Here is a 22,424-nt window from a genome sequence, read left to right as displayed (position 1 = left end):
AAAGTGTTCCATTAATTTTCAAATCGAAATCGGTCGTATAGCGTTACAAGTTTTTTGTAGGTGGTTCCGTCAACGTTTTTGGTTCCTGTCTCTATATCGTTGATCTCACTGCTTAAAAGCTCGATAGCATACTCATGATTGATCAGGATATTCAGCAGAAGTTTTTGTTCTTCTTCTGTAAATCGTTCACCGATAAGACTCATTCGTAATCAGGCCCCCTGTTTTATACTGAATACCTCTGAAAGCAAGAAATCTTACTTTCAGCTCTACCGCTAGAATAAGTAATCAGAAAACAATCGTCAACCGCATAATTCGACATTTCCCTCGGCTTGCGAGCCGGAATTATTTTGTGAAACGATTTGCATAGCTGAAGGCTGTGTATGAATCCGGTTTGATTTTAGCCTCAATCCCCATTGAAGTAATACGCCCTGTCATTTCTTGAATCAGTTCTTTTGTAAGCCCTTTTTTCCCAATATCCAAGTGAACCTCAAATGTAAGATCCGCCCCTTCACCTGTAAAAGGCAGGAGCAGATCGGTAATATCCATCAAGTGTCCATCCAGAATATAGGCGGCTGTTTCTTGACTGTACGCCGTTTCTAACGAAATCTTTTCACGAAGGCTATGTATGGGTCTGTCGACTGCGTGGTTTTTCAAGCAGCCCCAAGCTCCCTTGCCTGTACGATGCAAATGTAATGCAGTAATAAACTTTGTGTAATCACGATAAACCTGAGAATCGGTTCCGATCGATAACACATATGAAGAACGGGGGTCCTTTCGGATAAAGGCTTTAAGCCGCTCCATCACATCTTGAAAGGTCATCTGTGCTTCTGAAAGATTATAAAACAGAAAAGAATCGGCCATGACGACACTCCTTTTCAAGGATTTACAACCATGAAACAAGTATGCTCCTTACCGTTTATTTCGATTACATGCTGCAAAGCGAAAGCTTGTTTCCCCTATATCAAGAGTCTTACTGCAGAAGTTCAAAGATTTCGATTGAAACCATGTCGATATTATCAAACGGATATGTGTTCGGCTTTTCACCTTTTTGGAAAACCGTCAGTTCGAACGTTTGATTTTTTTCGAAATATTTAACACTGCATATTTTTTCACCATTTACTTCGAAGTAGCGCTGCATTGGCTCGCTAGCCGCTTCCGCCGTTTCTTGCAGACTTTGCAGCCGTGTGATGATACCCATTAATTGTGACATTCTAAAAAAAGACTCCTTTCAAAAAACAACTTCAAATCAACAAGTATTTATTATAATACAAGTTCTATTGAGCATCATACCATAAAGTCGGACAGGATGGCATTTTCCCTGCTGAATTTAAGAAAAGAAAAAAAGTGAAAAAACTATTTTTACGTAGTTTGAGGCTTTTTTTGGAATGTCATACACACAATTATAGTTTTTTTGATATTCCGGCAGAATCCAACAGCCTTTTTGCAATTTTGTCAAAATCTTCTTTTGAATAACGGGATTCGGGATTGGATGCATTTTGCCGATACTTCCGCCAGTCGCAACCTCAAGCGCTTTGGCATAAGCCCCGATGTGAACGCCGCCGCACATGAGCAAATCCAGCAGCATCAGGTTTCCGCTGTTAAACCCATTTTCACCAGTCCAGACTTCCCCATCGAATCAAACGGATACGTTTGAGCCGTTTCAATAAGATGCTGGGAATTGCGTCTATTTTTTGCATCTCTCATCGATGTAAAACATCGGGATCACCTTTAAATGACGAACCTGTCAGCATTAAAGACATAATCCTTCAGCCGTAATGCTTGATACGAGATCGTCGTAAAACGGTTTTAATTTTTTCTTGCAGCGAAAGTTACAGGATTGGAACATGTAATGATTGAGAGTGGACAACCAAATTTGCCGCCTAACAGCTTTTGAACCGCGGCTAGAGCATTTGGGTCAGGATGTTCTGGGGTTGGAAGGTCAATGCGCAGGCTGTTGCTCCTTTTGAACAAGTTTTATCCTCCTAGTGGCGTTGTTTACCACTAATAAGGTTTATTGTTTTATGGTTTGTCTTATTCGTTGACAAATAAAAAACTTGGCGGGGGTAGCGCCAAGCTTTTCGGATCTTGATCTGATAGAGGGGTTGGGGAACAGAGAGTAGCTTCTCTCTATAATTAAATGATAATGATTCTCAGTATCAATGTCAATCGTTTTTTTGATTTTTTTTTCAATTCATAAAAAAAACGGCTCTTCAGCCGTTTAAATCAAACCATCCTGCTCATATAAATAAGAATATGGCAGGTCTATAAATAAATACATATGATCATCCATCGGATACGAAAACGTTCTAATCATTTCACCTGTTTCCAAATCGCTGTACAAATCACTGAAAAATCCTTTTCTGAGGTTTCTCATTCTCATAATATTCTCTAAAAAATAAGGACGCCAGCTCCAGTTCTTCTCCGTATACTCCGGCTGGTAAATCCATTCTCCGTCTTGTTTGAAAACATTTCCAGTCAGCTGATCGCCTTCTTCATCACAAATATAAATTCTAAAACTGCAATCCGTCAGCTCTTCCGCCAGCTTTTTAATAAAGTCGTCATCATCCGGAGACTGGTTGTATTTTCGCAATGATGTAACAGCCTGATGCACCCGTTTGTAAAACTGTTCAGAGTGCTCATAGACGGTTTCTAGTTTCTTTTTCTCATGTGTGATAAATTGGTGAAATTCAGTCTTAAGTCTTCGCTTCAATACATCTCTCTCTAAAAACGTTTCTGACGGGGACACCAAATAAAAGCCCTGAAAATAGCGGCCTCCGTTTCTCCATGCATATTGAAGCTGAAAATTCGCCTCAATATCTTCGTAAAGCAGCGCCGCACCGATTTTTCTTGCTAATAATGAAATGCTGTACAGCACATGCTCATAAGACGGAGATGGCTGCGATATTTTCAGCGCCTGTAGATCAATTTTCAACAAATCTGGTGAAAGCAGCGCAATTCGGTCCAGATTGCTGCTTTCTTTTCCGATATTATCAACTGCAATTTTGATTCCGTATGTACGATAGTAGGCAAGCATATGGTAAAGCTGCTCAATATCCCCTTCAAAATTGTGCTCCGTAATTTCAAGCACGAAACGATGAAGTTCGATCCCTCTCGCTTCGTATTCTTTCAGAAGCTCAAGAAAGCTTTCGCCGTGATCAAGCATTAAAAGATTGGCATCCTGATTCATAAAAATCAGCAGATCAGAATCCGCTTCTAAAAAGCGGTCAAGAGCCTGGCGGATAATTCTGTTATCAACCTCTAATTTATATTCTTCGGGTATCCCCGCATCTAAAAAAAAGGGTCCGAGACTTTGAATTTCTGAATCTGCCAATATACGTCCCAGCACCTCATACCCGACGATTTTCTGCTCCTCGGCACTGAAAATCGCCTGGTAATATGGGTGGACATCATCAATGTTCGTTAAAATATCAAGTGGATCCAACATGTTATCACCTGCTTCTCTATCTTTGTCTGATTATACACACAATTATATCTACACCACAAATTTTTAAAAAAACATAGCGGAAAAGTGGGTTGTATGGGAGTGTCTTAAAAGAAGAGGATAAAATTTTTTTGGGATTATAAATCTACAGACTTAATTAAGGATTTTATTCATTTGTTTCCCAATAACGAAGACAAATACATAAATAAGAGCATTAATACTAGCAGCTGTCCAAAAGTAATGATTCCAATCAGTGCCTTTAAACATCCAATCATTATCATGTTTCAAATTAAAGAAAGTTCCTTTTTTATCGTATGTGCCAAATGTAAGAGTTGTTGAACCACCAACACTCTTTGAAACATCAACTCCATACATTGAACCGACATTGTCAGTATAGTTTATTTTCATATACGTGTAATCGGATAAAATTTTTTCTACCCGTTTGGTTGGCAGAGACACATATAATACAGCAGACGTATCGCCTCCGGGCCCAGCCAAATACTCTCTAGCTTTAATAAATTTCGTTTCATCAGGAAAATCTATATGGTAAAGTTTTTCAAATCTTATTTTTTCATCAGATGTAAGATTTGTATTTTGATAATACTCTGGAGTAAAAGCACATATAATAAAGTACCAAATATTAAAGATGATAACTAAACTGCTTAAAAATAATACAGCTAACATTTTTAACAATTTCTTCAATCGACCACCCCTTAATCTTTAAAAATTATATCATAAATTTGAATAGAAAATAAAACAAGCGAACGACCAGCATTAACGTTCGCTTGTTTTGCAGTTTATTCAGATCTCATTTTTTTCTTAATAACATCTCTAAATGCTTGTGCTGTTATTTTTCCAATCTCTTCACTATAATCCTCAACATCAAAAGCTTTTTTAAAGGCTAACCTAATCGGAACAACAACTGGATCAAGATTTGTATTTAAATAATACTCTGCCTCAGAGAAAATTTTGTCTAATGAACCATCAAATCTATTATTTACAAATTGAGTGAACCTATTCATAAACTCATTATTACTATAGTAATCTCTGATTACGATATTCAGAGGTTGAGCATTAGCACCAACTGATGTCTTATTCGCCAGATTAATTGCATCTACATCACTAAATAAATCATCTAAGCTAAATTGATACATATTACCTATTATCTTTGTAGCCGCATCATAAGGCGAATTAAATTCTTGAGCATGTAATTTCATGTCCTGTATTGTTGTTAATAGATCTCCAGTCCAACCAGCAAAATCTCGTAAAGTTTGAGAGTAACCACCACTATAAATAATGGCATTATAAGTTGCCATAAGATGCTGTGTTCCTATGACAGTTTTCGATTTAGGATCAACAATTCCATTTACTAAATCTTCCCCTAGCGCTTTATCAGCCCATTCGCGATAAATAGGATCAATCTGGCCTGCAGTAGGCACCCACTTCCACCCTTTATAGTTATCCTTTCTTAAATACTGGGCAACCAACTCATTAGCTAATTGTGTTTTTTCTACTCCGTTATTTAAATCACTTTGCATTTGGGCATATTTTTCAGCTGTTTCGTATAAAACATCAATTTGGTCAAAAAACTTTTTATTCTCTGAAGAGACTTCATTTATAGTATTAACTCCAATATCCAAACCTGAACAAATATCATTATCAATTTGTATCATTCCAGAACCACTTCCAACAGTAATTGTTGAAATTTGGTCAAACGCCCAATTGTAAGGCAGGGGATATCCTAAGTTTCCACTAAAACCGGTAGACATACCACTTACAAAACTTGCAAATGCTAAACCTTTTTTAGAAACTGAAGTACATACATTTCTAGGTGCATAAATGCCAATTTTGTAAGTCGAACCTAAAAAACCATTCATTATTTCATTAATACCTTCGAAGTGTGGAATAATATTGTTGTTTAAATCGTTACCATAAGCATCATAATCTACTGCAAAATATATTACAGTGTTATTTTTAAACCCATATTCTTTTGCTGCCTTATAAGCTGCAAGCGCATCTTTTTTTCCTTGTTCTTTATTAAAATAAATTGCTTCTCCCCCATAGGTTTGATAAATCGGAAAAACATTTAAACCTGATTTTAAGATTGTTTCTAATTCACCTGGTTGTATTTTTTTATTTAGAGTACTCCCCGGCGCATTTGTGAGATATCGCCCTACAATCTTATAACCTGCTCTCTTAAGGGACTCCGCTCTGTCCGATGTAATTTGAGTAATTGAGTCACAAGCAACTCCTTTTCGATTGGGGTCGCCAGTACTTACTAGAAGCGAAGACCATGTTTGAAAGTCAGCGATACCACTCTGTTGCAATTTTACAAAAGATTGAAAATCCATTACTTTTGATTTTACGGATTCAGAGTATACTCCATCAAAAGGAACATTGTACCCATTAAAAATTAGAGCAGCTTGAAATAAATGAACAAAACTATTTCTTTCATCCGTGGATCCAATTCCCAATACAGGAATCAATCTTTGTGTAGTTGGTCCAAAATTCCCATTAGCTATACTATCATCTAATCCTTCCTCGTACTGTATTGCATATACAAGAGACTTTTGAGTATCCCTTGAATACTGACCATCACAGGGCATTAAATAGAAATTCTCTCTATGGTTAAATTTATTATTTAGCCATTGCTGTATTGAACGAACTTTCTCTGATGCTCCACTTAAAAGGATATAAGAGTCCATGTTCAATAAAGCCTTAAACACTTTAGGCGTTACTACACCATCTGCTTTAGAAAGACCCATATTCATTTGCATTTCTGCTATCGCGCCTTTCGTTCCCTGTCCAAATGTACCCGTTAATCCACCTGGACCATAACCTTTACAATAAAGGGCACCTTGAATAATTTTCACAATATTTTTTTTTGAATTAGATGACATAGAAATTGGGCCTAATTCTTCAAGCTTTCTCAAAGTTGTAGGACCAAAACTGTCGGATGTCTGTATAATTCCCAATTCTAGTTGTAACGCTCTAGTTAATGCATACATTGTTTCCCAGCCAGTTTTCCCATTTTCCTCAATGGGATTATAGCCACTTTTCCCCTTGTACGTTTCATTGAGCCATTCCTGAGTTAACAATACCATTTCGTCCATTATTTAACCTTCTTTCCATAATAATATAACCCTGATCAATTCATTCCTATATTTCCTCTTTTTAGTTAACGAAGTAATTATATGAATGTTTTAATCTAAGTTCTTCATACTTCGCCTCCCCTTTTGAAATATAACTTTCATATATTAGGTGGCTTACGTATGACACCAAATCCTCTTAAACACTTAGAGTTTTTTATGTGTTATCTTAATAGGTTTAATGGGATAGGAAGAAGGTTAATTTTGGAAGTTAAACTTTTAAACATAAAAATTTCACTTAATAATTTCAATATTTACTGATAAATATTATTGTAAAATTAAAACGGATAGGGATTCAGCCATTGCCCCCCATCCAGAGTGATACATTCTCCATTCATATAGAAAGCTTCATCAGAAAGCATAAACGCTGCCAAAGCGGCGATTTCCTCGGGTGTGCCAAGCCGGCCGAGCGGCACACTGTTTATCGTTCGGGACATCGCTTTTTCTGATTCAAAAAGCTTCTCTGCACCGCCTGTTCGTTCAATTGGACCGGGTGCAATCGCATTGGAACGGATTCCGTATTGACTGCCCCACTCTACGGCAAGAGTTCTAGTGAGCGATAATACGCCAGCTTTTGCCGCAGCGGAATGAGCAACCCCCGCACCCGCTCCCCACGCATAAGTGGCGGCCATATTTAAAATAACACCCTTCTGCTGATGCTCAATCCAGTGCCTGGCTGCGGCCTGACTGCAAAAAAATGTACCATTTAATACAATTTCAATTACCGCTTTCCATCCATTGGGCGTGAGCTTTTCCGCCGGACAAATAAAATTGCCGGCTGCATTATTAATAAGTGCATCAAGACGCCCAAACCCATTTAGCGCTTCTGCAACCATTTGTGCTGCAGAAGAATCAGAACGGACATCCATTTGAAAGCAGACAACTTGGCCCTCAAAGGTTTCAATTTCTTTTTTTGTTTCTTCAAGCGCTTCCTGGTTCCGCCCTGTTATCATGACGTTCCAGCCCAATTCGGCCTGTTTCTTTGCCATTGCTTTTCCCATGCCGCTTGACCCGCCAGTAATAATAACAACCTTTTTATCCATTGTATGATCCCTCCTATTATGAATGATCATTCATTCAATATTATTCTATCATCATACACCATCTTCTGTCAGCACATGCTGAGATGAGATTTTTTAAAGGTACAGGTGATATAATAGAAAAACTCTATTAAAGGTTGGTTTGAAATGAAAAAGATGTCCAGAAGACAATTTTTAAAAGGAACGTTCGGCGTTTTTGCGGCCGGGGTTTTAACGGCTGGCGGCGGATATGGCTATGCCCGCTATCTGGAACCGCATATGATTGAGACTACTAAACACACGATTAAAAGCTCTCTCATTCCCCATGGATTTGACGGTTTTAAAATTGTGCAGTTCAGTGATACACATTTAAGCGATTATTTTACGCTGGATGACTTTAAAACTGTCATTCTGACAATCAATGAATCTAAACCTGATTTAATTGTTTTTACCGGTGATATTATCGATAACCCTGATACGTATCACAATTATCAGGCAGTGATTCCTTTCTTGAGAAAGCTGCAGGCACCCTTTGGCAAGTTTTGTGTTTACGGCAATCATGATCACGGCGGCTATGGAACCGATGCTTATAAAAGCCTGATGACTTCAGGAGGTTTTACGGTGTTCCGCAACGCCTATCAAAAATTGACGCTCACAGACGGCAGCGAAATTGAGATTGCTGCGCTCGATGATTTAATGCTCGGGAAACCCGATTATGAAGGCACCCTATCAAAACTAAGCGAGAAGCTTTTTTCCATTCTGCTCGTCCATGAGCCTGATGCCGCCTTGAATACAAAAACATATCCTGTCAATCTGCAGCTATCCGGACACACACACGGCGGGCAGATTCAGCTGCCCTTCTACGGACCGCTTATTACGCCTCCGTACGGAAAAGTCTATACCGAAGGAATGTATCAAACAGATGACACTCATATTTATGTGAACCGGGGCCTTGGGATGACGAGACTGCCTTTGCGATTTCTGGCTAAACCTGAGATCACAGTCTTTACATTAAAAAGCACAAATTAATGTAGCAGAATGGGTTCCTCATCAATACTTATAAGTAAAAAAGGGAGGATGAGGAAACTGCTCACGTACCAGATTAAACAAGGCGATACACTCACCAGCATCGCGGCCGATTTCAGAATCAGCACCGCTGCTTTAACTCAGGCCAACCCTTCGCTGCAATCAGGAGTTATCGCCGGACAGCGCATTGTCATCCCCGGTCTCCCGGACCCGAATACGATCCCCTATCATATTGCAGTCTCAATTGGGGCTAAAACCCTTACTTTGTACCAAAATAATCGGGTAATAAAAACATATCCGATCGCCGTCGGTAAAATCCTGACACAAACTCCGACTGGCGAGTTCTATATTATTAACCGCCAACGCAATCCCGGCGGCCCATTTGGCGCTTATTGGCTGAGCCTTTCAAGGCAGCACTATGGAATACACGGCACGAATAATCCCGCTTCGATTGGCAAGGCTGTGTCTAAAGGCTGTATCCGCATGCATAACAAAGATGTTCTAGAACTCGCTTCCATTGTGCCAAACGGAACAAGAGTCATGATTAACCGGTAATGTTTTCTTATTTGTTTCAAAAACAGGCGGTTTATAATATGATAAAGTGGGACCTTTAGGGTAAGGAGCGTTTTTATGGATATATTTAAAAATCGTAATTTTGTTCGTCTTTTTTTCGCAGCACTCGCTTCTCAAATGGGCACGACAGTAGGCAACATGGCATTTGCTTTTTTCTTGCTGGACCGCTTCAGCAGCCAGCCTTCGTACACAACCTTGGCTGAACTGATGTATTCGCTTCCTACAGTATTTGTGTTTTTACTTGTGGGAGTTGTGGCGGACCGGTTTGACAGAAAAAAAGTCGCGGAAAACTGTGATTGGATCAGAGCCGCCCTGACTGTCGTTCTTTTTTTCACTTTATTTACCGGCAATATTCCTCTTGTTTTCTGTATTTTGTTTATCAGAAGCGCTGTAACCAAGTTTTTCTTTCCTGCAGAAAACAGTTTAGTACAAGCCATCCTGCCGAAAGAGCATTATGCCAAAGCGGCCGGACTTAATCAGATGCTTTTTAGTATATTTATGGTATTTGGGGTTGGAATCGGTGCTTTTATGTATAACACAATCGGAATTCATGGAGCGATTATTCTTGATTTTATCAGCTTTATTATTTCCGGCCTGCTGATCCGTACCTGCCGGATTCCGAAAGAAGCCAGACAGCCGAACGGTTCATTTAACTGGAGACAAGCTTCCTTAAAGGATTCGATAAACGATTTTAAGGAAGGCATTGTCTACATTTTAAAAAACAAGCTGCTGGCCTCTCTGATTTTTGGTTTCTTTGTTTTTGGTTTTGTGAACGGAGGATTTGCTGTATTGCCGATGTTTACAATGAAGTATGGACTGGCCCCCGACCGTTATGAGTGGCATACATCCGTATTTACGATCGCGATCGGGTTTGGGCTTTTGGCAGGAAGTGTGATCGGCACGTTAATCTCTAAAAAAGTGAAGCCTCACTTTTTAATGTCGGTGCCGATTTTAATTGCAGGCTTGCTGATTTTTGTCCTTGGCTACACCAAAGTTTTATGGGTGTACTACGCGACTACTTTTGTACTGGGGATGTGCATCGGTCCGGTAAACATCGCCATCGGGGGGTGGATGCCTAAGATTGTCCATCCGAAGCTGATGGGACGTGTAAGCGGCTGGCAAGATCCTTTTATGATGTTTGCGCAGTCTTTGACACTTGGCTTAGTGGCGCTGTTATTCCCTAAGTTCGTATCAAACATTGATTATCTGTATTACGGCATGGGCGTTTTCATCCTGGCTGTTTTCATTTTCTATTTTGTGGCACTGCCAAAATACAGTGCGCAGGCTGTGGAAGTGAATGTACAGGAAACATTTCAGGCTCAGCCGAAAAAGAAAGCAAAATCTGTATAATATAAGTTGAAAATGCGCTTTTTTCCTCAGAAAAAGCGCATTTTTGCATTCAATATTTGCATTTCAACCTTAAAAAAGTATAATCTAATCATAAAGAATTTGATTAGAGCAAAGGAGAGAAATAATGGACGACCATGCATACTCGAAAGATCTGCAGCCAACCGTAGATAATCTTTCAAAAGCAGTTTACACTGTGAACCGCCATGCAAAAACCGCCCCCAACCCTAAATACCTATATCTGCTGAAAAAACGGGCTTTGCAAAAGCTTGTCAAAGAAGGTAAAGGAAAGAAAATAGGGCTTCATTTTTCAAAAAATCCAAGGTTCAGCCAGCAGCAATCGGACGTGCTTATCTCAATCGGAGACTACTATTTTCACATGCCTCCAACTAAAGAAGACTTCGAACATCTTCCGCATTTAGGTACACTTAATCAGTCGTACCGAAATCCTAAAGCTCAAATGTCTTTAACAAAAGCAAAACACCTATTGCAACAATACGTCGGCATGAAAGAAAAGCCGCTTGTGGCGAATCGCCAGCAGCCTGCATATCATAAGCCTGTCTTTAAGAAACTCGGCGAGAGTTATTTTTAATAAAAAAGCCGCTGCCACTGGGGGACTGACCCCCGTTTTTGAGACAGGGATCAAAACACATTTTATCCAGCCAATTGCCGATAGCTTATCGGTGATTGGCTGTTTAGTTTCGTTTGAATACGGCTTGTTCCCATACAAAAAACACCTCCAGTCTTATTTCGGACAACAACGATCCGTTTTCAAACTTGAAGGTGTTTTTTATTTGTCTCATCTTATGGAGTCAGTCCTACTTATGGCATCCGTCTTTTTATTAATCGATCACATACGTATCTACTTTTTTAATCAGATCGCCGATTTCCGGCTTGCTGATTTGCTCATCGGCACCGACCACTTCTCCCCGGTGACGCAAATCATCTGTAATTAATGATGAGAAAATCATAATCGGCACATCAGAACTCTTCGGATTGTCTTTAAGCAGCTTTGTCAGCCTGTGCCCGTCCATTTTCGGCATTTCAATGTCACTGATGATCATATCGATCTGTTCTGTTAAATCATTGCCGCTTTCAGCAAGGTTCATGATATAGTCATATGCGTCTTTTCCATTCTCAAACGCTGTAATATTGTTGTATCCGGCTTCTGTTAATTCATCCTTTAAGAGGCGCATCAGAAGCGGTGAATCCTCCACAATGATAAGTTTTTTATCAGCTCTTCTTTCATCGAAGCCCTCGGTATGCATATTATACGTATCAACACCTGAGTCTGATTCGATATCATAGATGATTTTTTCATAATCAGGCAAAAAGATCATCATGTCTTCCAGTTTAATAATCCCTGTGAGGTGGCGCTCCATTCCTTGATTTAAGGAAGTTGGCTTTTCAATCGCTTCCCAGGAAACCCTGTGAATTTGAGAAACAGATCCGACATGGAAAACAATTTTTCGCTGGTTAAATTCAGTTACGATATACTTCTCGTCTTTTGATCCCTCAGGCTCAACCCCAAAAAAGGAAAACAAGCTGATGACTGGGAGAATTTCTCCTCTTAGTTTAATCATTCCTTCTACATGCTGGTGGGAGTGAGGCACTGATGTGACCTCGACAGGCTGAATAATCTCTCTCACTTTCATGACGTTAATGCCGAAAGCATTGCCACCAACGCCAAACTTCACAATTTCTAATTCATTTGTACCAGAATCCAATAAAATTTCGTATTGTTGTAACGACAATTCAATCCCTCGCTATTCGCATTCAGTATTGTACTGTATATATCGGCGCAAATTATAAAAAATGAATGGTGAGGCTCTTCAAAATCCTATTCTGGCCGTAGTTATGCTGACAATCTCAAAAAAAGAAACTTTTTTCCTAATGTCCATTGACATTCCGACTGACAGTGATAAAATAGTCAAGGATTTTTCCAAAGAAGGGTGTAAATAATGGGTACTTTAGTAATATTTAAAGAAGATGAAATGACTGTTTTAGAGGATATCAGTGAAGAGACTTATCTTCATATGAAGAAAGAATCTGCTGATCTTCAACAAGAGCATCCCCCGTACATGATTTGGCACGAAGACCTTCATTTTGACTATGGTTATTGATGAAATTGGCACATATAAACAATAATAGAACATGATACAATAAAGACAATCAAATCGCTGGTTGTCTTCTTTTTTTCTGAGAAGGAAGGTATGTTTAGAAAATAGGCGCATACAATCGAAATGTATCGGTTAAAAAGGTGACAAATGGCCAGCTAGTGGTAAAATAGGATAAACTCATTATATATATTAAGGTGATGAATTATGGAACATTTGCTGAATCCGAAAGCCAGAGAGATTGAAATTTCAGGAATACGCAAATTCGCAAATCTTGTATCTCAACACGAAAATGTCATTTCACTTACGATCGGCCAGCCTGATTTTTTCACGCCGCATCACGTAAAAGCTGCCGCAAAAAAAGCCATTGATGACAACGTTACATCATACACTCCGAATGCCGGTTACCTGGAATTGAGACAAGCTGTTCAACTTTATATGAAGAAAAAAGCGGATTTCAACTATGAAGCTGAAAGTGAAATAATGATCACAACAGGAGCAAGCCAAGCCATTGATGCAGCATTCCGCACCATTTTGTCTCCCGGCGATGAAGTCATTATGCCCGGTCCGATATACCCGGGTTATGAACCTATTATCAATTTGTGCGGTGCTAAACCTGTCATTGTTGACACGACGTCCCACGGTTTTAAGCTCACAGCCCGGCTGATTGAAGAAGCTCTGACTCCCAATACCAAGTGTGTCGTGCTTCCTTATCCGTCAAACCCTACCGGTGTCACGTTATCTGAAGAAGAGCTGAAAAGCATTGCGGCTCTATTAAAAGGCAGAAATGTCTTCGTATTGTCAGACGAAATATACAGCGAATTAACATATGACAGACCGCACCATTCGATCGCAACACATTTGCGGGATCAAACCATTGTTATTAACGGCTTGTCAAAATCCCACAGCATGACGGGATGGAGAATCGGATTTTTATTCGCTCCTAAAGAAATAGCAAAACACATTTTAAAGGTTCATCAATACAATGTGTCATGTGCGTCCTCTATTTCTCAAAAGGCAGCGCTTGAAGCTGTGACTAACGGATTTGACGACGCCCTGATCATGAGAGAGCAGTACAAAAAACGGCTCGATTATGTGTATGACCGCCTCGTGTCTATGGGGCTTGATGTCGTAAAACCGTCTGGCGCATTTTATATTTTTCCTTCTATTAAATCCTTTGGAATGTCTTCGTTTGATTTTAGTATGGCTCTTTTGGAGGATGCTGGTGTGGCGCTTGTGCCCGGCAGCTCGTTCTCAGCGTTTGGTGAAGGATATGTACGGCTGTCTTTTGCATACTCGCTGGACACATTAAGAGAAGGATTAGATCGTTTAGAATTATTTGTACTAAAGAAAAGGGAATCGATGCAGACGATATAAACAACGGCGTTTAAGCCGTTGTTTTATTTTTTTGGAAATGAGATCTTAAACGCTGTGCCTTTATCCGGCTGACTGTCTACATGGATAACGCCTTGATGATTCTCAATGATATTGAATGTTACCATCAGCCCAAGTCCAGTTCCCTTTTCTTTTGTCGTTAAAAATGGTTCTCCAATACGGTTGAGCACCTTTTCAGGTATGCCCTCCCCTTCGTCCTTGACGGTAACATGAACAGAATGCTCATCCTCTGTTACGATAATGTCTACAGTGCCTCCGTCAGGCATGGATTCTACGGCATTTTTTATTAAATTAATGAATACCTGCTTTAGCTGATTTTGGTCCCCGTTTATATAAATGCTGTCTTTCTCATAACGGGTTCTGATGAAAATCCCGTTCAAATTCGCCTGAGTTTCCAGCAGCGCCGAGACTTCACCAATTAGTTTTTTCAAGTTCAAATGCTTTTTAACCGCATTCTGCTGGGGCTTCGCCAGCATCAGCAGTTCACTGAGTATTAATTCAATTCGGCTGAGCTCAGAGAATACAATGTCAAAATAATGTTCATTTCCTTCCATCGTCGGTTTCATCAGCTGTAAAAATCCTTTGATCGCTGTCAGCGGATTGCGGATCTCATGCGCGATTCCCGCTGCGAGCTGTCCTGCGATAGATAACTTTTCTGATTTAAGCATGAGTTCCTCTGTTTGTTTTCTCTCAGAAATATCACGCAGAATGACTTGGACAGCTGCTTCACCGAAAAAGGTCGTCGGAATGCAGACCATCTCCGTGTAGATGACCCTATTCTGAAAGGTAAACCATGATTGCTTAACAATTTCTGATTCTGTTTTTTGCTCGGCAATGTTTTGGATTCTCTCTTTCACATCCTCATGATCGCAAGGGTGAAGCTGATCGTATATATTTTTGCCGATTAAATCCTCATAGGTAGCCGCTTCAAACAGCGAAATTCCCGACTCATTCATAAACACCCATTTCCCATTATGAATCACAGCAATAGTATCGATTGAATTTTGAATCAGCAGCTGATATCGTTCACGGCTTTTTTGCAGGATGGTTTGGAATTTTTTCCTTGAAGAGATATCGATTAGCAGAAGCAGTTCAGCCTGCTGGTTTTTGTAGACGGTCGGGGACGCTTTCACTTCTAAATGAACAGGTGTGCCATCAAGCCTTTTCCACGTCTGTTCAATCATTCCGACTTCCATTCCTTTTTGCATTCGTATAATTCTGTTTTTGACGATATCATGATACTCTTCCTCAATAAATTCATAGGACCATTTACCAATAACAGCATCCTTGCTCTTTGCTCCCAGCATAGAAAGCATCGCGCTGTTCACATAGACGATTTTGCCGCTGACACTGATGCATAGCGGGCTTGGAAGATTTTCAACTAGCCGCTCATAATCATCCGTTATATATGTAGTTGATTCCGGGTTCGCAGGCTCAATTTCATGTTTTTCGCAGGTAAGAGGCTGATGCCCGGACTCTTCTTCGAGAATCTTCATTTTCAAAATGATTTCCCGTTCCGTCCGCTCAGCTCTCGTCGTCACAATTTCTACTGCAGCCTCCACCCATACAATCGTATGATCTTTTTTAATGAAACGAAAGGTACACGGCATCAGATGATGTTCATTATAAAAATAGCTTTCAACTAAAAATTGGTCTTCCTCATGCAGAAATGTCTTGAGGAATGATCCGATCATTTCTCCCTGGAGATAACCCAGATACAGTTTGGAGTTGGCTGATATATAAATGATGCGTCCATTAGAAGCCAAGACTGCATGAATATCGGTTTTCGTTTGAAATGGCTTAACATACTGCGTATCCTGTTCCACAGAATCCCTCCTTTGCATGATCATCATGTTCGACATTTACAGATTGACTTTTACCTAGTATGATTCGCTAGAAAATGAGTATTCTCCTTCTATTCTTATAGTGATCTCTAATTTTTGAGGAAAAGAAAGGGCACACAATCTTTTAGTTGTGCACCCTGTTTTTTATTTTTTACTGTGTTTTTTTTCGAGCTCTGCGTAGGCGTGTATGGCTCTTTTGGCGATTAACTTATTGATCGGATCGTGATCGTTTGCTACTGAAGGTACAACCACACTAAATGCAACTTTTGGATTTTTCGATGGGTAATAGCCGACAAATGTTAGATTGTATGTCCTTTTTCCCCACCAATTTTGATTTGTGCCGTAGTAAAATGTTTCAGCTGTTCCCGTTTTTCCAGACACGTCTTCTGTAAAAGTATTTTTAGCGGTCCCCGAAGTTGTAACTAATTTCATTCCAGTTTTTACTTGCTGAATATCACTTTCCGTATTATTGATTTTATTCAGGATGTTAGGCTTTCTTTGCTCAATTGTTTTTCCAAGCTCCTCTTTACTGCTGGGTTTATGGATACTTGTGACGATTCTAGGCTGTATGCGGTATCCGCCATTTGCGATTGCCGAAATGTACTGTGCCATCTGAAGCGGTGTATATGTATCATATTGACCGATAGCCAAGTCTAAAATTAGTCCCCCTACGGCATCAGGTGTCGTTTGCATTCCTGCAGATTCCTGCGGCAGGTCAACACCAGTCTTGACTCCAAGGCCAAACTGGCTGTAGTAATTTCTCATTTTGAGCAGATCCTTCTGATCAGCAGGAAGCGGTCCATGCGGCTTATACGTTACCCCAGCTATATGCATAGCAACATTAAACATATATACGTTTGAACTTTTTTGCAAAGCCGTTAATTCATTGATAGTTCCCATGTTCATATAGGATTTCTTAGGCCTATTATTTCCTGCAAAATACAGAGGTGTATCAAAGAAATATTTATAATGCGGGATACCATCTTGATAGCCGGCGAGAACGGTTGCACCCTTTACTGCTGATCCCATTTCATATTGGGTTGTAAAAGCACCGATCGCATAATCTTGAGTCTTATTTGTTTCTAAATCTATCTTTTTTCCTGCCATCGACAAAATATCGCCGTTATTCGGATCCATCATCACAACAAAGGCCCGGTCAAGCATATAGTTTCCGCGTGCGCGGCTATTTCTCACTTCTTCTTCCACAATCTTTTCTACCTTTGCCTGCAGCTCCATGTCAAATGAAAGACGAAGATCATAGCCCCGGCTGCCTTTGTCGATTGTTTTCTGGCTGACGACATTTCCTTTATTGTCTTCCACGTATTCCACTTTTTCTTTATGAGAATTTAAATAGTCCTCATATTGATACTCCAAATAACTTTTGCCGACTCTGTCATTGCTCGCATAGCCTCTCGTAACATAAAAGTCTTTCCGGTCGCTGAGCAGCCCTTGATCAGGTGTTGTGACACCTCCAAAAACGGAATAAAGTGTTTTGTCATAAGGGTATTTTCGTGTCCAATCGTTTACGACATCTATCCCCGGCAGCTCTTCTAAATGCTCAGACACAATAGAAATTTCATCATATGTTAAATCATTTTTCGGTCTTTGCGAGGAGTTTTTCTTTTCATCAAGCAATGATCCATTCTTGCCGTTGCCATTGCTGTTATTCGGGTCCATCGCTTTTACAATCTGAGGTTCATACGCATTCCCGCTTGAAAATCTTGTGTATATGGCCGCGGTTTGCATTTCTCCGTCATCCCGCTGGATGGCCTTCAATTCTTCAGCCGGGAGGCGTTCCACTTGAAGCTTGTAAGCCTGTGTCCCCTTCAGATTGCTTTCAGATTCCTTTAACAGGCGGGCGGCTTTTTTCGGATGAGAAGCGAGCCAGTAATCACGTAAATCTCTATCCTTTAAAAATTCGGTATCAATATCGATCAAAGCGGCAAGCCGTTTAGCTGTTTTGATTTTGTCCTTTGTTTTTGTGCTTGATGTTGAGACATACACAATTTCCGGAACGCTCTGGTTATCAACAGCCACTTTCTCGTTTCTGTCATACATCTTTCCCCGAGGCGCTGGATAATACGCTGTTTTCGCATTAGCTTTCTCAGCGTTTTCTTCATGCTGTTCGCCTTCGACAATTTGAACAACGCCAAGCTTAAAGATTAATGCAGTAAATAGAACAAAGACCGCTAAGAAATACAGATTCATTCTGATTGCTCTGCTTCCTTTTCGCTTTTTCTTTGGTTCACGTCCTATTTCAGTCACTTCTGGTTACCCCTCTCAAATCATTCAATATATTTACATATACTGTTTTTAATTGTAACACCTTTGTAATAGTTGTTACAGCGAAAAGGGATAAAAAAAGTTGTCAATAATGAAATACATTAAAATATAACTAACGATTCAAAAAATAGGAAGCTATGTAACTGTGAGATAAAGTCACTACATACACATGACTCGCTTGTCATCAGCAGTTCAGCGCGTTTTGATTACAAAAATGACAATCATCATTTGTCAAAGGAAAGTGATGGATTCTTTATGACAAAAAAGCTATGTTATGATTTTTTTGTAGAAAACAAACAACTCTAGGAGGTTACGAACTAATGAAAAAAGCATTTATTTTATCTGCTGCCGCTGCGGTTGGATTATTCACATTCGGAGGCGTACAGCAAGCATCAGCGAAAGAACTCTCCTGCCAGCCTGTGGTAACGGTCAAAACGGGGAACACAGTGCAAAACCTTACACTTAAGGATGTAGTGAAAAAGCTACATATTAAAACAAATATAAAAACACTAAACGCGGCGAATGAAAAAGAGCTTGAGCAGCTTCTTCAAAAGCATGCGAAACAATCCAACATGAAGATTCAGGATGTTCAAAAACCGGAAGCTGTAAAGCCAGCTCAAAAGGCTCCTGAAAAAGCCGCTGATCAAAGCACTGCTGCTAAAGCACCGGCTACTGCTGAAAAAACCAGCAATAATACAACAACAGCTGCACCTTCATCTGTAAGTGCATATGAGAAAAAAGTTGTTGAGCTGACAAATGCAGAAAGACAAAAACAAGGTTTAAAACCGCTCCAAATTGATGAAACATTAAGCAAATCTGCACGTGCAAAATCACAGGATATGAAAGACAAAAACTATTTTGATCACCAAAGCCCAACTTACGGCTCACCGTTTGATATGATGAAATCTTTCGGAATCAGCTACAAAACAGCTGGTGAAAACATTGCTAAAGGACAAAAAACACCTGAAGAAGTAGTAAAAGCTTGGATGAACAGTGAGGGCCACAGAAAAAACATTCTTAACCCTAACTTTACACACATCGGTGTGGGTTATGTTGAATCAGGCAGCTACTGGACACAGCAATTCATCGGAAAATAATAAAAAAGAGATTGCCTGTTTTGACAGGCAATCTCTTTTTATTTCACCCAAAGCTTATATATACTTTGAGTTCCGCTGTTTTCTTCTCCTTGTGCGGCAAGTTGGTCATATAATGATTTCGCTAGCGACAAGCCTGGCATTTCTTCCCCCATTAATTCCGCTTCCTCTAAAGCAATTCCCATATCTTTAATAAAATGCTTTACGTAAAAACCTGGTTCGAAATCACCTTTCAGCATACGCGGGGCGAGGTTTGACAATGACCAGCTTCCTGCCGCTCCAGTTGTAATGCTCTTCAGGACGTTTTCCGGCTGAAGACCTGATTTTTGGGCATAAGCCATCGCTTCGGCTACACCGATCATACCTGCTGCAATCGCGATTTGATTACACATTTTTGTGTGCTGCCCGCTTCCTGCCGGCCCTTGATATTGAATATTCTCTCCCATTAAAGAGAAGATGGGCAGGCAAGCTTCAAACGCTTCTTTTTCTCCTCCGACCATAATCGCCAGTGTTCCGTTTTGCGCGCCGATGTCACCTCCTGAAACAGGTGCGTCTAAGGCACATAATGATTTTTCTTTGGCTGCCTCCGCAATTTTTTTGGCTAACGACGGTTTAGAAGTCGTCATATCAATGAGATACGCGCCTTTTTTAGCATTTTCAATAATTCCGCTGCTGCCGAAATACACTTCTTCTACATCACTGGGATAGCCTACCATTGTAATAATGACATCAGCTTCTTTTGAAAGATCCTTTACGGTGCCTTTCCATGCCGCACCTTTTTCCAGTATGCTGTCCGCTTTTTCTTTTGTGCGGGTGTACACCAATACAGGATGTCCATCATTAAGGATATGTGAAGCCATACTGTTTCCCATTACTCCAAGACCGATAAAACCGACTGTTTTTTTCAAGGCGATTCCTCCCAGACGTATTGTTTTCATTTAGTTAAAATTTATCATTTTCTAGACTACCATATCTAGTAAACATATAGTAGAGTCTAGAAAATGAAAAAACCCAAAACTTGAAAAAGTTCTGGGTATCCAATATCTATAATGTGAATTTCTCAATAGCGTTCATAAGCTCTTGGCTTGCATGTTTTAATGTATTAGTTGAGTGTTTGACTTTCTCAAGCGTGATCAGCTGTTCATCGGTTGAGGCGTTGACTTCCTCCGCTGCAGCAGCCGATTCCTGTGATATAGCTGAGATGCTTTGAATCGCTTCAGATATGGCAAGCTGTTCTTCACTCATTCTTTGTATGTCTTCGTAAATTTGATCAATCCCTTGTACAAGTGACTGCATTTCCGACGTGATTGTGTTTAATACTTCGCCAGTCTCATGGATTGCGCTGTTTTGTTCATCATTCATTTTACTTGCTTCAACCATTGCATGGGAAGCCTCTTTTGTTTCAAGCTGTATCAACTTCACTGTCTCACTGATATGCTTGGTGGAAAGCGCTGATTGCTCGGCAAGCTTCCTCACCTCTTCAGCCACGACTGCAAATCCGCGTCCGCTTTCACCAGCTCTGGCTGCCTCAATACTGGCATTTAAAGCAAGTAAATTGGTTTGATCCGAGATATTTGAAATCGCAGTAACCACTTCTTCAATATTCTTGGTTTGATTTTCTAAATCCAGCAGCATCGTTTCGACTTTCTTTGTTTCCGTATTGGCTTCGTTTGATTTCATCAGCAGCTGGCCGAGAGCGTCAAGCCCTTTATAGCTAGCATCCTCTGAGGATTTTGAACGTGCTTTCATGCCGCCTGCCTGATCTGCAATTCGTCTGATTTTAGCAGACAGGTTTTCCGATTTTTCGTTAATGGTTTCAACCTCTGAAGCCTGTTCCGTTGCCCCTGCTGCCACTTCTTCGATCGCTTTTGCAATTTGTCCGCTCGTTTCATTGGTTTCAGCGGAGACAGCTGTTAGTTGTTCAGAGGTGTCAGACACTTTTCCTGAGGAATATCTGACTTGTTCCACCATTTCCTTCATGTTTTCAACCATCTGATTAAAGTCTCTTGTTAACATGCCGACTTCATCCTTAGTCTTTGACTTTGCGTGGACTGTCAAATCGCCTGCAGAGACAGCCTTTGTTTTCGCAATAAGCTGCTGGATCGGCCCGGTTATTGTTTTGGCGAGGAAGTAGCTGAGAATAATCGTCACCGCCAGCGCGATGAGTGAGATGAAAAGATTCGCCCGATTCATTTTATCTGAAATCCACATTAATTGATTTGTGTCAAATTGTGTTCCGACTTTCCATCCCGTTTCTCCAACCGTCTGATACACAATCATTTTTCCCTTTGCATTTTGTATCCCGTTTTTGTCAGATGCAATGGTATTTAATGTTTGGTCCTTGGAGATATTTTTTCCTTGGTTTGACGGATGTGCTAAAAGATTGCCGCTTGCATCAGCTAAAAAAGCAAAGCCATTGTATGGCACCTTTTGCTTATTTACCATAGCTTGGATGGAAGAAAGTTTCAGATCATAACTGGCAACCCCTATCACCTTCTGCCCGTCAAGAATTGCTTTTGAGGCTGTGACGACCATTTCTCCCGTCACGACATCTTGATAGGGTTCCGTCCAGACGACTTTATCCGGTGTTTCAGCCGCGCGCTTATACCATGTTCTAGAAGCCGGGTCATAATCTTCTGCAAATTCGGCTTTCGGATATGTAAACATTTCTTTTTTTGCGGTGCCAATATAGGCCATCGCTACATAATCATCGTTTTCTTTAATTTGTTTGATGTCATCATTAAACAGCCTGGCAGCTTCTTTACTTGAGTTTGTCACAAACGCACGGGTTAACTCTCCATTTGCCAATCTTAACAGCGAAATGTCATAACTCTTTAATTGCAGTTCAATATTTTGTTCAAGCGAGTTTGTTACGTTTTGTGTCGTGTTTTTCCCATCCTCTGTAATCATCGGTTTTAACGTCAGGTAAGAAGAAAGCATTAAAAGAACAACTGTAACGATTAACATGATAGAAACAAAAACAGCAATTTTCATGTGAAGTTTTTTAAACAAACCAATCCCCTCCTAATTTCTATATCGGCCTTTTCACCCAAAAAATGAATAATCATAAAATAAATGATATTGAAAACACAGAATATTCATTGAAAATTGTGTTTCAGCAGTTTGATTACGATA

Annotated in this window: 18 protein-coding genes and 3 pseudogenes; 7 read left to right on the top strand and 14 right to left on the bottom strand. The window is 40.1% G+C overall.

Going from position 1 to position 22,424, the window contains the following annotated elements:
* Positions 1-11: 11 nt before the first annotated feature.
* The 9 genes and pseudogenes from abbA to fadH all read right to left on the bottom strand — a co-directional run bounded on the left by abbA (position 12) and on the right by fadH (position 7,634).
* Positions 12-203: an AbrB antirepressor AbbA gene (gene abbA / locus LJF29_RS08950; protein WP_003218673.1), complete on the bottom strand. Its 192-nt coding sequence runs from the start codon at positions 201-203 to the stop codon at positions 12-14.
* Between the two features lie 139 nt (positions 204-342).
* Positions 343-861 (bottom strand): ribonuclease H-like YkuK family protein, encoded by a 519-nt coding sequence (locus tag LJF29_RS08945; RefSeq protein WP_010334056.1) that lies wholly within the window; start codon positions 859-861, stop codon positions 343-345.
* Between the two features lie 109 nt (positions 862-970).
* A complete protein-coding gene (locus LJF29_RS08940) occupies positions 971-1,210 on the bottom strand; it encodes a YkuJ family protein (RefSeq protein ID WP_010334055.1) in 240 nt (79 codons plus the stop codon).
* Positions 1,211-1,477: 267 nt separating this feature from the next.
* Positions 1,478-1,971 (bottom strand): annotated as a pseudogene (locus tag LJF29_RS08935) (manganese catalase family protein); the annotation flags it as partial.
* Positions 1,972-2,218: 247 nt separating this feature from the next.
* A complete protein-coding gene (locus LJF29_RS08930; RefSeq protein ID WP_229148103.1) occupies positions 2,219-3,445 on the bottom strand; it encodes an EAL-associated domain-containing protein in 1,227 nt (408 codons plus the stop codon).
* Between the two features lie 150 nt (positions 3,446-3,595).
* The gene (locus tag LJF29_RS08925; protein WP_229148102.1) at positions 3,596-4,144 is read right to left on the bottom strand and encodes a hypothetical protein; all 549 of its coding nucleotides are present in this window, start codon (positions 4,142-4,144) and stop codon (positions 3,596-3,598) included.
* 95 nt (positions 4,145-4,239) lie between these two features.
* Positions 4,240-4,758 (bottom strand): hypothetical protein, encoded by a 519-nt coding sequence (locus tag LJF29_RS08920; RefSeq protein WP_227492946.1) that lies wholly within the window; start codon positions 4,756-4,758, stop codon positions 4,240-4,242.
* A 72-nt stretch (positions 4,759-4,830) separates the two neighbouring features.
* Positions 4,831-6,555 (bottom strand): annotated as a pseudogene (locus LJF29_RS08915) (glycoside hydrolase domain-containing protein); the annotation flags it as partial.
* Positions 6,556-6,869: 314 nt separating this feature from the next.
* Complete coding sequence (fadH, locus tag LJF29_RS08910) at positions 6,870-7,634, bottom strand: 2,4-dienoyl-CoA reductase (protein ID WP_229148101.1); 765 nt, start codon at positions 7,632-7,634, stop codon at positions 6,870-6,872.
* Between the two features lie 144 nt (positions 7,635-7,778).
* Between fadH and LJF29_RS08905 the strand changes: the two genes are divergently transcribed.
* The 4 genes from LJF29_RS08905 (at position 7,779) to LJF29_RS08890 (ending at position 11,148) form a co-directional block, all read left to right on the top strand.
* Positions 7,779-8,639, top strand: a complete 861-nt coding sequence (locus LJF29_RS08905; RefSeq protein WP_229148098.1) for a metallophosphoesterase — start codon at positions 7,779-7,781, stop codon at positions 8,637-8,639.
* Between the two features lie 57 nt (positions 8,640-8,696).
* Entirely contained in the window at positions 8,697-9,191 is a 495-nt protein-coding gene (locus tag LJF29_RS08900; RefSeq protein ID WP_229148179.1) for a L,D-transpeptidase family protein, read from the top strand.
* Between the two features lie 75 nt (positions 9,192-9,266).
* Positions 9,267-10,559, top strand: coding sequence for an MFS transporter (locus LJF29_RS08895; RefSeq protein WP_229148097.1), 1,293 nt, complete (start codon positions 9,267-9,269; stop codon positions 10,557-10,559).
* A 124-nt stretch (positions 10,560-10,683) separates the two neighbouring features.
* Entirely contained in the window at positions 10,684-11,148 is a 465-nt protein-coding gene (locus LJF29_RS08890) for a YkyB family protein (RefSeq protein ID WP_168747640.1), read from the top strand.
* A gap of 250 nt (positions 11,149-11,398) precedes the next feature.
* On the opposite strand, the gene cheV is transcribed toward LJF29_RS08890, so the two are convergent.
* Entirely contained in the window at positions 11,399-12,310 is a 912-nt protein-coding gene (gene cheV / locus LJF29_RS08885; protein WP_168747638.1) for a chemotaxis protein CheV, read from the bottom strand.
* A 207-nt stretch (positions 12,311-12,517) separates the two neighbouring features.
* On the opposite strand from cheV, the gene LJF29_RS08880 reads away from it, so the two are divergent.
* The gene (locus LJF29_RS08880) at positions 12,518-12,679 is read left to right on the top strand and encodes a hypothetical protein (RefSeq protein ID WP_229148095.1); all 162 of its coding nucleotides are present in this window, start codon (positions 12,518-12,520) and stop codon (positions 12,677-12,679) included.
* Between the two features lie 201 nt (positions 12,680-12,880).
* A pseudogene (locus LJF29_RS08875) lies at positions 12,881-14,064 on the top strand (aminotransferase A).
* Between the two features lie 9 nt (positions 14,065-14,073).
* Here LJF29_RS08875 and kinA read toward each other — a convergent pair.
* Entirely contained in the window at positions 14,074-15,894 is a 1,821-nt protein-coding gene (gene kinA / locus LJF29_RS08870; RefSeq protein ID WP_168747635.1) for a sporulation histidine kinase KinA, read from the bottom strand.
* Positions 15,895-16,056: 162 nt separating this feature from the next.
* On the bottom strand, positions 16,057-18,177 hold the full coding sequence (locus LJF29_RS08865; RefSeq protein WP_229148093.1) for a peptidoglycan D,D-transpeptidase FtsI family protein: 2,121 nt from the start codon (positions 18,175-18,177) through the stop codon (positions 16,057-16,059).
* 338 nt (positions 18,178-18,515) lie between these two features.
* Between LJF29_RS08865 and LJF29_RS08860 the strand changes: the two genes are divergently transcribed.
* Positions 18,516-19,292, top strand: coding sequence for a CAP domain-containing protein (locus LJF29_RS08860; protein ID WP_029441230.1), 777 nt, complete (start codon positions 18,516-18,518; stop codon positions 19,290-19,292).
* A gap of 38 nt (positions 19,293-19,330) precedes the next feature.
* Here the strand turns inward: LJF29_RS08860 and LJF29_RS08855 are convergent, their stop codons facing one another.
* Positions 19,331-20,197, bottom strand: a complete 867-nt coding sequence (locus LJF29_RS08855; RefSeq protein WP_229148092.1) for an NAD(P)-dependent oxidoreductase — start codon at positions 20,195-20,197, stop codon at positions 19,331-19,333.
* Positions 20,198-20,333: 136 nt separating this feature from the next.
* A complete protein-coding gene (locus tag LJF29_RS08850) occupies positions 20,334-22,301 on the bottom strand; it encodes a methyl-accepting chemotaxis protein (RefSeq protein ID WP_229148090.1) in 1,968 nt (655 codons plus the stop codon).
* Positions 22,302-22,424 lie beyond the last annotated feature (123 nt).

This window comes from Bacillus sp. LBG-1-113, assembly GCF_020708615.1.
Taxonomy (GTDB): Bacteria; Bacillota; Bacilli; order Bacillales; family Bacillaceae; genus Bacillus; species Bacillus mojavensis.
Note: the sequence above shows the minus strand (reverse complement) of the source record. Positions and strands in the feature narration are given on the sequence as shown.